The sequence below is a fragment of the Streptomyces monomycini genome (genome assembly GCF_022271435.1).
Taxonomy (GTDB): domain Bacteria; phylum Actinomycetota; class Actinomycetes; order Streptomycetales; family Streptomycetaceae; genus Streptomyces; species Streptomyces monomycini.
This window is the reverse complement of sequence record NZ_JAFIQY010000017.1, coordinates 110,188-124,282: the sequence shown is the minus strand read 5'-3', so window position 1 is coordinate 124,282 and position 14,095 is coordinate 110,188. Positions and strand designations below refer to the sequence as shown.

The 14,095-nt window shown below is 70.3% G+C and carries 12 protein-coding genes; 3 read left to right on the top strand and 9 right to left on the bottom strand.

Annotated elements, in window-relative coordinates:
- Positions 1-83 precede the first annotated feature (83 nt).
- The gene (locus tag JXZ78_RS20660) at positions 84-1,703 is read right to left on the bottom strand and encodes an MDR family MFS transporter (RefSeq protein WP_030025320.1); all 1,620 of its coding nucleotides are present in this window, start codon (positions 1,701-1,703) and stop codon (positions 84-86) included.
- A 139-nt stretch (positions 1,704-1,842) separates the two neighbouring features.
- Here JXZ78_RS20660 and JXZ78_RS20655 point away from each other — a divergent pair, with 139 nt between their 5' ends.
- A complete protein-coding gene (locus JXZ78_RS20655; protein ID WP_030025322.1) occupies positions 1,843-2,421 on the top strand; it encodes a TetR/AcrR family transcriptional regulator in 579 nt (192 codons plus the stop codon).
- 66 nt (positions 2,422-2,487) lie between these two features.
- Here JXZ78_RS20655 and JXZ78_RS20650 read toward each other — a convergent pair whose 3' ends face one another.
- Positions 2,488-3,177: a M23 family metallopeptidase gene (locus JXZ78_RS20650; RefSeq protein ID WP_030025324.1), complete on the bottom strand. Its 690-nt coding sequence runs from the start codon at positions 3,175-3,177 to the stop codon at positions 2,488-2,490.
- Between the two features lie 526 nt (positions 3,178-3,703).
- Here JXZ78_RS20650 and JXZ78_RS20645 point away from each other — a divergent pair.
- Positions 3,704-6,376: an NACHT domain-containing protein gene (locus JXZ78_RS20645; protein ID WP_238783255.1), complete on the top strand. Its 2,673-nt coding sequence runs from the start codon at positions 3,704-3,706 to the stop codon at positions 6,374-6,376.
- A gap of 440 nt (positions 6,377-6,816) precedes the next feature.
- Here JXZ78_RS20645 and JXZ78_RS20640 read toward each other — a convergent pair whose 3' ends face one another.
- Positions 6,817-9,336: an ATP-dependent Clp protease ATP-binding subunit gene (locus JXZ78_RS20640; protein WP_031005653.1), complete on the bottom strand. Its 2,520-nt coding sequence runs from the start codon at positions 9,334-9,336 to the stop codon at positions 6,817-6,819.
- A 509-nt stretch (positions 9,337-9,845) separates the two neighbouring features.
- On the opposite strand from JXZ78_RS20640, the gene JXZ78_RS20635 reads away from it, so the two are divergent.
- Positions 9,846-10,544, top strand: coding sequence for an SCO3374 family protein (locus tag JXZ78_RS20635; protein WP_030025330.1), 699 nt, complete (start codon positions 9,846-9,848; stop codon positions 10,542-10,544).
- Here the strand turns inward: JXZ78_RS20635 and JXZ78_RS20630 are convergent.
- From JXZ78_RS20630 to JXZ78_RS20605, 6 genes are all read right to left on the bottom strand, one after another.
- Complete coding sequence (locus tag JXZ78_RS20630; RefSeq protein WP_030025331.1) at positions 10,475-10,807, bottom strand: histone-like nucleoid-structuring protein Lsr2; 333 nt, start codon at positions 10,805-10,807, stop codon at positions 10,475-10,477. The two genes, JXZ78_RS20635 and JXZ78_RS20630, sit on opposite strands and share 70 nt — an antisense overlap.
- 156 nt (positions 10,808-10,963) lie before the next feature.
- Positions 10,964-11,482: an amino-acid N-acetyltransferase gene (locus tag JXZ78_RS20625; protein ID WP_030025332.1), complete on the bottom strand. Its 519-nt coding sequence runs from the start codon at positions 11,480-11,482 to the stop codon at positions 10,964-10,966.
- Between the two features lie 9 nt (positions 11,483-11,491).
- Entirely contained in the window at positions 11,492-12,028 is a 537-nt protein-coding gene (locus JXZ78_RS20620; protein ID WP_030025333.1) for a BlaI/MecI/CopY family transcriptional regulator, read from the bottom strand.
- A 258-nt stretch (positions 12,029-12,286) separates the two neighbouring features.
- Complete coding sequence (locus tag JXZ78_RS20615; protein WP_003982975.1) at positions 12,287-12,466, bottom strand: hypothetical protein; 180 nt, start codon at positions 12,464-12,466, stop codon at positions 12,287-12,289.
- Between the two features lie 46 nt (positions 12,467-12,512).
- On the bottom strand, positions 12,513-13,121 hold the full coding sequence (locus JXZ78_RS20610; protein WP_238783254.1) for a hypothetical protein: 609 nt from the start codon (positions 13,119-13,121) through the stop codon (positions 12,513-12,515).
- A gap of 174 nt (positions 13,122-13,295) precedes the next feature.
- Complete coding sequence (locus JXZ78_RS20605; RefSeq protein ID WP_030025335.1) at positions 13,296-14,093, bottom strand: type III pantothenate kinase; 798 nt, start codon at positions 14,091-14,093, stop codon at positions 13,296-13,298.
- Positions 14,094-14,095 lie beyond the last annotated feature (2 nt).

Here is a 14,095-nt window from a genome sequence, read left to right as displayed (position 1 = left end):
CCGTCGTCGGCTGACCCGCGGACATGCCTGCGGCCCCCGGCATGTCCGCCGGGGGCCGCAGGCCAGGGATTTTCAGTGCCGGATCAGACCGCCTCCGCCATGGGAGCCTTGGCCGCCGGGGCCTCGCCGCCGTCCTGCGGGCCCTCGGCCGGCTTGGCGGGCCCGCCGCGCAGCGGCACCTCCTTGAGGAACCAGGCCGCGGCGAAGCCGATGACGCTGATCAGCGCGCCCCACACGAAGACCTGGTGGGTGCCGCCGGAGACCGCGTGCATGTACGCGTCCTTGACCGCGGCCGGCAGTGTGGGAAGCATCTTCGGGTCCATCTGGGCGCCACCCGCGGTCGCGCCCGCACCCTGGGCGCCGAGCCGCTCGGTCATCACGTCCGTCACCCGGTTGTTGAAGATCGCTCCGAAGATCGCGACGCCGAAGGAGCCGCCGATCGTACGGAACAGGGTGGCGGACGAGGAGCCGACGCCCATGTCCTTCATCTCGACGCTGTTCTGCGCGATCAGCATCGTGGTCTGCATCAGGAAGCCCATGCCGGCGCCGAGCACCGCCATGTACACACCCGAGGTGAAGCGGGTGGTGCCGGTGTCCATCAGGGACAGCAGCGCCAGCCCCGCGGTGATCAGCGCGCCGCCGCCCACCACGAAGATCTTGTACTTGCCGGTGTTGGTGGTGACCCGGCCCGCGACCAGCGAGACCGCCATCATCGCGAGCAGCATCGGCAGGAGCAGCAGCCCGGAGTTGGTGGCCGAGGCGCCCTGCACGGTCTGCTGGAACAGCGGCAGGAAGGTCATCGACCCGAACATCACGAAGCCGACCAGGAAGCCGATGAGCGTGACGAGGCTGAAGTTGCCGTTGCGGAAGATGTGCAGCGGCAGCACGGGCTCGCGGACCTTGGTCTCGGTGAAGACGAAGGCGAGCAGGGACACCACGCCGACCGCGCCGAGCCCGACGATCTGGGCCGACAGCCAGTCGTACTCCGTACCGCCCCAGGTGGTGATCAGGACCAGCGAGGTGATGCCGACGGTGAGCAGGACGGCGCCCACGTAGTCGATGCGCGCCTGCGACCGCTTCTTCGGCAGGTGCAGCACCGCGGTCACCATGACCAGGGCGATCGCGCCCAGCGGCAGGTTGATGTAGAAGCTCCAGCGCCAGCCGAGGTGGTCGGTGATGGTGCCGCCGACCAGCGGCCCGCCGATCATCGCGACGGCCATGACGCCGGCCATCATGCCCTGGTACTTGCCGCGCTCACGCGGCGGGATCAGGTCACCGATGATCGCCATGACGCCGACCATCAGACCGCCGGCGCCCAGGCCCTGCACCGCCCGGAAGCCGATCAGCTGGCCCATGTCCTGGGCCATGCCGGACAGCGCGGAGCCGATCAGAAAGATCACGATGGACGTCAGGAAGACGCCCTTACGGCCGTAGAGGTCGCCCAGTTTGCCCCAGATCGGGGTGGAGGCGGCGGTCGCGAGCGTGTACGCGGTCACCACCCAGGACAGGTGGCTCAGCCCGCCCAGTTCGCCGACGATCGTGGGCATCGCGGTGCCCACGATCATGTTGTCCAGCATCGCGAGCAGCATCGCGATCATCAGCGCGAACAGCACCACACGGACGCTGGCCGGCTGCTTCCCCCCGGTCTGCGCCGGTTTCGCCATCTCCCCCGTCGGGGTCGCTTTCGTCTGCGACATCCCCATTTTCGCTTCTCCCACTTACTTGCCGCCCGGCTAGTTCAGTACAGTGCAGTAAGGTAGCCAGCAACTAGCCGGGCGTCAAGTAAGTTTGTGTGTGGGCCCCCGGCCCCGGCCCGGACGACCGACGCAGGAGAACAGCAGCATGGGCACACCGCACGCGCGCAGGGGCAACACCCGCCAGCGCATCCAGGACGTCGCCTTGGAGCTGTTCGCCGAGCAGGGGTACGAGAAGACCTCGCTGCGCGAGATCGCCGAGCGGCTCGACGTCACGAAGGCAGCGCTGTACTACCACTTCAAGACCAAGGAAGACATCGTCATCAGTCTCTTCCAGGACCTGGCGCGGCCCATCGACGAGCTGATCGAGTGGGCCGCCGGGCAGCCGCGCACCCTGGAGACCAAGCACGAGGTGCTGCGCCGCTACAGCGAGGCGCTGCGCTCCGCCGAACCGCTCTTCCGCTTCATGCAGGAGAACCAGGCGACCGTACGGGACCTGAGCATCGGGGAGACCTTCAAGCAGCGGATGCTCCGGCTCACCGGACTGCTCAGGGAGCCGGAGGCGCGGCTGACGGACCAGGTGCGCTGCATCACCGCGATCTTCTCGATGCACGCGGGGCTGTTCGCCATGCAGAACGTCGAAGGCGACCCCGAGGACAAGCGCAAGGCCGTCCTGGAGGTCGCCACCGAACTGATCACCGCCGCCCAGCCGCCGAACCTCGGCTGACGGCACCGGCGATACCGGACGTACCGGCGGTACCAGCCGTACAGGCGGCACCGCCGGGAGCGGGGATCACACGCCGTCGCCGCGCGCCTTCAGGAAGGCGGTCGGCTCGACGCCGGAGCCGTAGTTCGGGCCGGTACGGACCTCGAAGTGCAGGTGCGGGCCGGTCGAGTTGCCGGTGCTGCCGGACTTGGCGATCTCCTGGCCGGTCTCCACCTTCTGGCCCGGCTTGACCTCGGCGCTGGTCAGGTGCGCGTACTGGGTGTACGTACCGCTGTCGTGCTTGATCACGACCGCGTTGCCGTACGCGGGACCGTCGCCGCCGCCGTTCGGGCCGGCCTTGACCACGGTGCCGCCGTGCACGGCGTGCACGGCCGTGCCGCTGGGCACCACGAAGTCCTGACCGCTGTGGTTGTGGGACCAGTGCTTGCCCGCCAGCCCGAAGGTCATGCCGAGCTTGTAGTCGTCCACCGGCTTCACCCAGGAGCGGGCCTTCTCCTCGGCGGCCTTCTTGGCCTTCTCGGCCTCCTGCTGCTCCGCCTCGGCGGCCTTCTTCTGAGCGTCGGCCTGCGCGGCCACCGAGGAGCGGACGTCGGACGCCAGGCCGTCCAGCGCGAGCGCCTGCGCGTCGCTCCCGGCCGCCACGGCCACCCCGACGCCCATGGCCGCGGAGACGCCCAGGCCCGCCGCGAGCACGGAGGCGCGGGTACGGAGAGTGGACTTCTTCGTCAGGCGGTGCAGGGGGTGGTGCTTCGACATGCGGGGACTACCTCCGGGAAAGGGAAAGGGCCGCGCCCCGGCCGTCGACCGGGAACGCCCCACCTTGGTAACCCGAATCCGACATGCTGCCAATACCCCTTTCTACTACCCCATCCCGTAGCAAAAGCCGGGGAAATAGGCCCGCGCGACTACCCTCACCGCCCGGCCCCAAACCCCGCGAACCCCTCCCTCTTCCGGCCGCCGATCACTCCGGTCACCACCCACCTGAGCTGGGCTTTTACCGAGACGTACGGCGTTGTCGAACACCCCGGGAACCCCCTCGCCGTACTGCGGCGTTCCCCGCACCCGCTCCCGCCCACCGCACCTCGTGAAGCGCCCGCTATTCCGCGTAGTAGGCGTCCGAGGGCCTGTGCGTCATGTCACCGGGTCCCGCCTTTCCCGCGTCTTCCGCCGGGTCTTCGGCCTGCCCGTATCGGGACCAAAGGCCCGGTACGAAAAACGCGCTCCGCCCGGACGGCTCCGCCCGGCCGAGCAGCCCCCCGGAGCCCCCGTCTCCCCCTACGCTGTGAAGTCCACGGCGCCCGGCCCGGCCGGCGTCGACCAGGTGATGGGGGATCACCGCATGGACCCGATGATCGTCATGGCCCGGCTCCTGCCGAAGATCGTCGCCCCGCTCGTCAGAAAACTGCTCGTCCGCCCCGGCCCCGGCGCCTTCCTGGTGGACCGACCCTTACGGATCAGCGGCCTGGTCTCCTTCCGCGGGGAGCGACGCACCCTCGGGGAGCGCGACGTACGGCGCATCGCCGCCAAGCTCGTCGACCGGGCCGTGACCCCGCTGCCCGGCGCCACCGGCGCGGCGCTGGAGCGGCCCGTCGCCCCCGACGAGGACCGGGCCGTGGCGGACGCCCTCGCCCGTACGCTCTGCGCCCTCGGCGACATCGACCTGGAGATCGTGCAGGACGCCCGGCTGGAAGCGGACACCCTCACCCGGCAGCTGCACCGCGCCGCCCCCGACGCCACCCGCGGGCTGACCGGCGACGGCGCCGAGCTGCACGGCATCCTGCTGGACACCGCGTCGCTGCACATCCTGGAGTTCTTCACCCGGCTGTCCGGCTTCGGCGCCCGCACCCTCGTCGAGAACCGGCGCGCGCTCGGCAGGCTCGACGACGCCGTCGGCGCCCTGGCCGCCCGGCTGCCGTCCCGCTCCGCCGAGGACGCCGCCTTCGAGACGCGGTACGCCCACGACACCGCCGTCCTCCACAACCACCTGACCATCTTCGGCATCGACCTCGCGCACTCCCCGGACAGCTGGCCGCTGGACGCCGCCTACCTGGGGCTGCGCTGCGAGGCCGAACCGGCCGCCGCCGCGGACGGCGGCGGCCCCCCGGAGCCCGCCGTCCCCGCCGAGCACGCCCTGTCCGGCCGGTGCCGGATCCTCGTACGAGGCGTGGCCGGCTCCGGCAAGACCACCCTGCTCCAGTGGCTGGCCGTCGCCACCGCCCGCGGCGAGCTGCCCGCCCCGCTGCACCGCGCCCTGTACGGCCGGGTGCCCTTCCTCCTGCCGGTGCGCCGCTTCGCCGGGCACGGCCTGCCCTCCCCCGGCGACTTCCTCGCGGCGGTCGGCTACCCGGGCGCCGAGGCCCAGCCGCCGGGCTGGGCCGACCGCGTCCTGCGGGCCGGCCGGGCGCTGCTGCTGATCGACGGCGTGGACGAGGCACCCGAGGACGAGCGGGAGCGGCTGCGCCGCAAGCTGCGGGACTGGACCGCCCTGTACCCGGGCAACATCTGGATCGTCACCTCCCGCCCCTCCGCCGTACGCGCCGACTGGCTGACCGCCGACGGCTTCGCCGAACTGACGCTGGCCCCGATGAGCCGCGAGGACATCACCGCGTTCATCCAGCGCTGGCACCGCGCCGCGGCCCAGCAGGAGCCGGACGACCTGGACCGCCTCGGGCACTACGAACGCACCCTGCTCAACGCCGTACGCATCACCCGTGACCTGGGACGGCTCGCCACCAACCCGCTGATGTGCGGGATGCTCTGCGCGCTGCACCGCGACCGCCGCGGCTATCTGCCCAACGGCCGCAGAGAGCTGTACGAGGCCGCCCTGTCGATGCTGCTGGAGCGGCGGGACCGGGAGCGGGCGATGGGCACCACGGACGGAATCGACCTGCCGCGCCAGCCCAAGATCCAGCTGCTGCAGAAGCTGGCGCACTGGATGCTGGTCAACGGGCGCTCGGAGATGGACCGCGAGATCGCCGTCGACACGCTCGCACAGCACCTGGCGGCCATCCCGGACGCCGCGCGCCAGGGCGGCGCCGAGGAGATCTACCGCCACCTGCTCAACCGCACCGGGCTGCTGCGCGAACCGGCCCCGGGCACCGTCGACTTCGTGCACCGCACCTTCCAGGACTTCCTGGCCGCCCGCGCCACCGTCCAGCGCCACGACTTCGGGCTCCTGCTCAACCACGCCCACCTCTCCGAGTGGGAGGACGTCATCAGGATGGCCGTGGCCCTGGCCCGCCCCGACGAGTGCGCGGCGCTGCTGAACGGCCTGCTGGCGCCGCTCCCCGGCATCCGCGCCGCGGAGGCCCGGCACCGCAAGCTGCTCGCCGCGGCCTGTGTGGAGCACGCCGCCGAGCTCGACCCGGAGGTGCGCCACCGGGTGCGGCGCTTCACGCGGGACATGGTGCGCCCCAGCACGGTGGCCGGGGCCCGCGCCCTGGGCTGGATCGGCCCGATCGTCCTGGAGATGCTGCCGGAGCCGGCCGAGGTCTCGGACGGCGAGGCCTACCTGCTCGCCGTCACGGCCACCTCCATCACCGACGACATGGCGATCGACTACCTGACCGGGCTGCGCAAGCGGACCTACCACCCGGTACGGGCGCAGCTCGCCGGTGCCTGGCGGCGGTACGACACCGACCGCTACGCCCGGGAGATCATCGCCCACCTGGACCCGGACCGGCTGTTCTTCCCGGCGGCGGACGTGGCGGAGCTGGCCGCGCTGCGCGGGCTCGGCGGCCGGCCGTACCTCCAGGTCGCCGGGGAGTTCACGGTGGCCGAGCTGGTCGACGGCATCGTCCCGGCGGACGGCCTGCGCCGGCTCTGGCTGGCGTACGGCCTCGGGGCCTCGATGGAGTGGCTGGCCGCGTTCCCCCGGCTGGAGGAGCTGTGGGTCAGCCGCCGGATGCCGGCCGTCACCGGTGTTCCGGACGGAATCCGCGTCGTCGAGCTGTGATGTCGCGGTCCTGCGGGGTACAGGCCTGTCTTACCGGGCCCATACCCGACGTTCCGCCTTCGAGTTCCCGGTTCCGCGCAATAACCCGGTACGTATTCGGACGGGTGCCGCCCGGACAATGCCGCCGGAGCAAACCGGAATGACGTTTTCCCTTTACGTCCGGGGGAGCCGGGCAATACCCTCGCGCCGCTTCCGTACCGGAGCGGAACGCCCCGTATCCCGGCGGTTACGGATATCCCCGCACCCCGGTACGGAAAAACACTTCCGCTCACGGCTTCGGACGCCCCACGCCCGCGCCCCGTGGTGCGGCAACGCACGTACGCGGCTCCCGCCCCCCGCACACGACGACGCCGCGGCCCGGAACCTGGAACAGGTCCCGGGCCGCGGCGTCGGCTGCCGTGCCGGTCAGGCGCTGGGCGCCCGGTCCGTACCGCCGGCCGTCACGCGTCCTTCGACAGGTCCGGGCCGCCGGCCGCGGACTCGACGGGCGGGGCGTCCGGCAGGGCCGCCTTCTCCTCGCCGCGGAAGGTGAACTTGGCGTTCTCGCCCTCACCCTCGATGTCGACGACCACGATGTGGCCCGAGCGCAGCTCGCTGAAGAGGATCTTCTCCGAGAGAGCGTCCTCGATCTCGCGCTGGATGGTCCGGCGCAGCGGGCGGGCGCCCAGCACCGGGTCGTAGCCGCGCTTGGCGAGCAGCTTCTTGGCCTCACCGCTGAGCTCGATGCCCATGTCGCGGTCCTTGAGGCGCTCGTCCACCTTGGCGATCATGAGGTCGACGATCTGGATGATGTCTTCCTCGGTGAGCTGGTGGAAGACCACCGTGTCGTCGACACGGTTGAGGAACTCGGGCCGGAAGTGCTGCTTGAGCTCTTCGTTGACCTTGTTCTTCATCCGCTCGTAGCTGCTCTTGGTGTCGCCCTGGGCGGCGAAGCCCAGGTTGAAGCCCTTGGAGATGTCCCGGGTCCCGAGGTTGGTCGTCATGATGATGACCGTGTTCTTGAAGTCCACCACCCGGCCCTGGGAGTCGGTCAGACGACCGTCCTCCAGGATCTGCAGCAGGGAGTTGAAGATGTCGGGGTGGGCCTTCTCCACCTCGTCGAACAGCACGACCGAGAACGGCTTGCGGCGCACCTTCTCGGTGAGCTGGCCGCCCTCCTCGTAGCCGACGTAGCCGGGAGGCGAGCCGAAGAGCCGGGAGACCGTGTGCTTCTCGCTGAACTCCGACATGTCGAGGGAGATCATCGCGTCCTCGTCGCCGAACAGGAACTCGGCGAGCGTCTTGGACAGCTCGGTCTTACCGACACCGGACGGACCGGCGAAGATGAACGAGCCACCGGGGCGCTTGGGGTCCTTCAGACCGGCCCGGGTACGGCGGATGGCCTGCGAGAGCGCCTTGATGGCGTCCTTCTGGCCGATGACGCGCTTGTGGAGCTCGTCCTCCATCCGCAGCAGCCGCGAGGACTCCTCCTCGGTGAGCTTGAAGACCGGGATGCCGGTCGCCGTGGCCAGGACCTCGGCGATCAGCTCGCCGTCGACCTCGGCGACGACGTCCATGTCGCCGGCCTTCCACTCCTTCTCCCGCTTCGCCTTCGCGGCCAGGAGCTGCTTCTCCTTGTCGCGCAGGCCCGCGGCCATCTCGAAGTCCTGCGAGTCGATCGCGGACTCCTTCTCCCGGCGCACGTCGGCGATCTTCTCGTCGAACTCGCGGAGGTCCGGCGGCGCGGTCATCCGGCGGATGCGCATCCGGGAGCCGGCCTCGTCGATCAGGTCGATCGCCTTGTCCGGCAGGAAGCGGTCGGAGATGTAGCGGTCGGCCAGCTGAGCGGCCTGGACCAGGGCCTCGTCCGTGATCGAGACGCGGTGGTGCGCCTCGTAACGGTCGCGCAGGCCCTTCAGGATCTCGATGGTGTGCGGCAGCGACGGCTCCGCGACCTGGATCGGCTGGAAACGGCGCTCCAGCGCCGCGTCCTTCTCCAGGTACTTGCGGTACTCGTCGAGCGTCGTCGCACCGATGGTCTGCAGCTCGCCTCGCGCCAGCATGGGCTTGAGGATGCTCGCGGCGTCGATCGCGCCCTCGGCGGCGCCCGCACCCACCAGGGTGTGGAGCTCGTCGATGAACAGGATGATGTCGCCGCGGGTGCGGATCTCCTTGAGCACCTTCTTCAGGCGCTCCTCGAAGTCACCGCGGTAGCGGGAGCCGGCGACCAGGGCGCCCAGGTCCAGGGTGTAGAGGTGCTTGTCCTTGAGGGTCTCGGGCACCTCGCCCTTGACGATGGCCTGGGCCAGGCCCTCGACGACCGCCGTCTTGCCGACGCCGGGCTCGCCGATGAGGACCGGGTTGTTCTTGGTACGGCGGGACAGCACCTGCATGACCCGCTCGATCTCCTTCTCGCGCCCGATCACCGGGTCGAGCTTGGTCTCGCGGGCGGCCTGCGTCAGGTTGCGGCCGAACTGGTCCAGGACGAGCGAGGTCGAGGGGGTGCCCTCGGCCGGGCCGCCGGCGGTGGCGGCCTCCTTGCCCTGGTAGCCGGAGAGCAGCTGGATGACCTGCTGCCGCACCCGGTTCAGATCGGCGCCCAGCTTCACCAGGACCTGGGCGGCGACGCCCTCGCCCTCGCGGATCAGGCCGAGCAGGATGTGCTCCGTACCGATGTAATTGTGGCCGAGCTGAAGGGCCTCGCGGAGCGACAGCTCCAGGACCTTCTTCGCACGGGGGGTGAAGGGGATGTGACCGGACGGGGCCTGCTGCCCCTGGCCGATGATCTCCTCCACCTGCTGGCGGACCGCCTCGAGCGAAATCCCGAGGCTCTCCAGGGCCTTAGCGGCGACACCCTCACCCTCGTGGATCAGGCCCAGGAGGATGTGCTCGGTGCCGATGTAGTTGTGGTTGAGCATCCGGGCTTCTTCCTGAGCCAGGACGACAACCCGCCGCGCACGGTCGGTGAACCTCTCGAACATCGTTAATCGCTCCTCAGAGCGGTCAGGCAGTTAGGGGTCGGTCCCCTCCCTGTCCTTCCGCATGCTAGTCCCGTGGGACGGGACAGCTCATTCCAACTGCCGACATCCGTCCGGATCACCCCCGCGACGGCGGGGAAATCTGCTGCCGAACAGCCGACATCTGCTCCAACCCGATGGTGCGAGACGATGTTCCCGCAGGCCAGGCATATACGCCCCGGGCCAGTACGCCCGTGGCGAACGCACCCGTCACCGACACGCCCGCCCGGAGCCCGTCGCCGCTCCGGAAAAAGCGCTGCGCACGCCGCTGCACCGTCTCTCCCCACTGGGGATGTCTTACCCGCCGCCACGGACACTCCATGCGGCGTGGGCCCGTTCCATCCGCTATGGGCGAACACCCGAGCGCCGCCCATTGCGCCGTCACGCCCCCGCACGCCCCCTTCCGCGGCGACAGTCCGCACCCGTGTGTCAACCCAGCGTAACTTCTCGGAGTTTCGCGAGTTGCTCCCGGTATGCCCGTCGCGCTCCCGCGCTCCCGCTCCGCCCTCGCCGCCGTACGGCAGTGGTACGAGGACGAGCTGCGCTGGCCGACCACCGGCACGGAGCCGGTGGAGCTGCTGACCGGGGTGCGCTTCGACGCCCTCGATCTGCCGGCCGACGCGGGCCGGGCCGTACTGGGGCGGGTGGGCCCCACCGGGCCCGTGCTGATCGACCGCAGCGGCTCCGCCGGTCCCAGGATGCTCGTCCTCGTGACCGCAGGGGCCGCGGAGGAACTGCCGGAGCTTCTGGAATGGCTGGAATGGGGCTCGCTGGGGCTGGATCTGACCGCACGCGGCACCGGGGACCGGATGCCCGCGCCGTCCCCGCCGCCGTCACCGCGGGCGTGGTGGCCGTACGGATCGGGCCCACGGGAGGCCGCGGGGTGGGTGCGGCCTCCCGAACCGGGACGCGAGATCGAGGCGGCTCTGCCCACCACGGGGACAGGGGCAGGGCGCGGGGGCCACGGTGTTCCCCTCGCGGATCGCCAGGGGCGCGCCCCCGACCTCGTACGACTCGTGAGCGCGGCGGCCACGGAATGCCACCGGGCCCGTTTGCTGCGCGGTCGTCAAGCTCGAAGACAAACGGATTGCGGGTACGGCGGTCAGCCGTTCGCCTTCTCGAACGCCTCACGGATCTCCGCGGGCACACGGCCGCGGTCATTGACGTTGTAGCCGTTCTCCTTCGCCCACGCGCGGATCTTCGCGGTGTCCGGGCTGCCGCCGGAAGACGCGCGCGCCTTGCCGCGGCCACCGGAACGGCCACCGGTCTTGCGGCCCGCCTTCACGAACTCGGCCAGCGACTCGCGCAGCTTGTGCGCGTTGTCGTCGGACAGGTCGATCTCGTAGGACTTGCCGTCGAGGGCGAACGTCACGGTCTCATGGGCCTCGCCGCCGTTGAGGTCGTCGACAAGAAGAACCTGAACCTTCTGTGCCACCGGTTTCCCTTTCATCGAATGCGGATTACGACGGAAAGCAAACCGCTTTTCCGGGAAAAACACAAACCCCTGGGTAGGGTTCAGTTGCACCACGGCCGGGGAACGCTTGCTTCCACAGCTATGAGATAGGGGCGCGATTCGGACATAGAACGCTGATCACAGGTGCAGAAGCATCCGGCTGTTGCCCAGGGTGTTGGGCTTCACTCGTTCGAGACCGAGGAACTCGGCAACGCCCTCGTCATAGGAACGCAGCAGCTCGCTGTAGACATCGCCGTCGACGGGCGTCTCACCGATCTCCACGAACCCGTGCTTGGCGAAGAAGTCCACTTCGAAGGTGAGGCAGAAAATGCGCCGCACTCCGAGCCAGCCCGCGGTGCGCAGCAGCTTGTCGAGGACTTGGTGGCCGACTCCGGCGCCCTTGTGCCGCGGGTCCACCGCCAAAGTGCGCACTTCGGCCAGGTCTTCCCACATGACGTGCAGCGCTCCGCAGCCGACGACCTCGGCGTCCTCGTCCCGCTCGGCGACCCAGAACTCCTGGATGGACTCGTAAAGCGTCACGGTGGCTTTGTCGAGGAGGATGCCGTCCGGGGAGTAGGCGTCGATGAGCCGGCGTACGGCCGGTACATCGCTGGTCCGGGCACGGCGGACGGTGAGTCCATTAGTCAGGGGCGGCATGGCGCGACGCTATCGCCCCGGGTCACCGGATCCCGGGGCGGGTACTTCTCCCGCATCCGCTTCCCCCTCTCCGGCCTGTTCCGGGGGTACGGAAGGTTCCCGCGCGCGTTCCGCGGCCGGTTCACCGGCGCGTTCCCCGTGGTCCGGCCGTTCCGCCGGTACGGGCGGTTCGCGTTCGGCGCGGCCGGTCCGCGTCGGGGCCGGTGCGGGTTCCGCCGGTTCGTCGCCCTGCACCATACGCACGGCATCCCTGAGGGCATGGCGCTGTTCCGGCGACATCATCCCGAAGAAGGCCACCAGGGCCGCCGCGGGGTTGTCACTCGCGGACCACGCTTCGTTCATCAGTGCGGCCGAGTAGGCGGCACGAGTGGACACCGCCTCATATCGATAGGCGCGCCCTTCGGCTTCACGGCGCACCCAGCCCTTCTGATGGAGGTTGTCCAATACGGTCATCACCGTTGTGTAGGCGATCGACCGTTCCTTCTGCAGATCTTCCAGGACTTCCCGAACGGTGACCGGGCGGTTCCACTCCCACACCCGCGTCATGACCGCGTCTTCCAGATCACCCAAGCGTCGTGGCACAGCAGCACAATAGTGGGAGATGTCGCAAATGCCGGTTCTTACTCGGTTGATTTACCCCGGAAAAAGGCAGTACGGCCCGAGATGCGCAATCTCGGGCCGTACAGAGGTGTGCTGTTCGCAAGGCCGACCAGGTGACCGAACGGATGGACGAACGGATGGACGGACACCGTCGGCACCCGGGGGCCGGGCGCGGGCGGCCGGGACGGGCCCGGCCGGCGCGGGTCAGGCGCCGTGTGCCTTGGGCTCCTGGCGGGCGCCCTCGGCGCGGGCCAGCGCGGCGTCGACCGCCGCGTCCTCCTTGGACTTGTTCTCGCCACCCTGGCTCTTCACGATCGTCACGATGAGCGCGACGAACGCCACGGCCATCACCACGGGCGGTACCAGCGCTGCGACGTAATCCATGACCAGGGGCCTCCTTCGGGAGTGAGGATTCCAGAGTACGCAGCGCTCACGCGGACCGGGCCGCGGGGGGCCGCACGGGCTTGCGGCGCGGCGGGAAGACCTCGCCCGGCGTGGGCACGGGGCGGCCGGGGCGCGGCGCCTTCGGGCGCGGGTCCGGCGCGGGGACGGGCGCGGGCTCGTCCGCCACCCTGCCACCGGGGAGAGCGCGCAGCCTGGCCCGTACGGAGCGCTCGGCGAGGCGCTCGCAGTGGCGCAGCAGGGCGGTACGGCGCGCGTGTTCCTCAGGTCCCCGCTGCCGCGCGCACAGCAGGCGCAGGGCGGCGAGGTCGGCGGGGACGGGGTCGTAACCGGCCGCCAGGGCCTCCTGGAGCTGCCCCAGGTAGCCGTGTGCGGAGCCGGGGAGGGCGTCCCGGTAGCGGGCGAGGTCGGCGAGGAGAAAGGCGCGCAGCCGCCCGCCCTCGCGCGCCGCCTCGTCCACCGCCTCGGCGAGCCGCAGATACTCCTGGACCTCCTGGGCGCCGTCGGTGTCGTAGCCCGTCGGGGCACCGGTCGTGTGGCGCGTCGGCTGGAGTGCGGCGGCGAGCGCGCGCCGCAGCACGCGCAACTCGTCGGCGCTGAAGGCCATACCGCCGCGGGATCCGTATGGCATAGGCATGGGCCGACCTTACGCCGCCGCCGGACAAAATCCGCTTAACGGCATTAGAACGGCGCAAGTGTCGCGGAACGCGCAGGAAGCAGTAAAAGCCTCTTCAGTTAGAAGTGAGTATGTATAGGGCCTAAGTGGGCAATTCGTCGCGGAGACCGGCCGGGCCGGGCGGGCCGGGCGCCCTCAGCCCCGCGTCACATTGCGCTCGTACACCAGCCGCAGGCCGATCAGCGTGAGCCACGGCTCGTGCTCGTCGATGACCGAGGACTCGCCGAGCACCATCGGCGCCAGCCCGCCGGTGGCGATCACCGTCACGTCGTCCGGGTCGTCCGCCAGCTCCCGCGCCATGCGCTGGACGACCCCGTCGACCTGGCCGGCGAAGCCGTACAGGATGCCGGACTGCATGGCCTCGACGGTGTTCTTGCCGATCACGCTGCGCGGCCGGGCCAGTTCGATCTTGCGGAGCTGCGCGCCCTTCACGCCGAGCGCCTCCACCGAGATCTCGATGCCGGGCGCGATCACCCCGCCGACGTACTCGCCGCGCGCGCTGACCGCGTCGAACGTGGTGGCCGTGCCGAAGTCGACCACCACGGCCGGCCCGCCGTACAGCTCCACGGCCGCCAGCGCGTTGATGATCCGGTCGGCGCCGACCTCCTTGGGGTTGTCCATCAGGATCGGCACGCCGGTCTTGACGCCGGGCTCGACCAGGATGGCCGGAACGTCCCCGTAGTAGCGCCGGGTGACCTCGCGCAGCTCGTGCAGGACCGAGGGGACGGTGGAGCAGATGGCGATGCCCTCGATGCCGTCGCCCAGTTCCTCGCCCAGCAGCGGGTGCATGCCCATCAGGCCCTGGAGGAGGACCGCGAGTTCGTCGGCGGTGCGGCGGGCGTCGGTGGAGATCCGCCAGTGTTCGACGATCTCCTCGCCGTCGAACAGGCCGAGGACGGTGTGGGTGTTGCCTACGTCGATGGTGAGCAGCATCT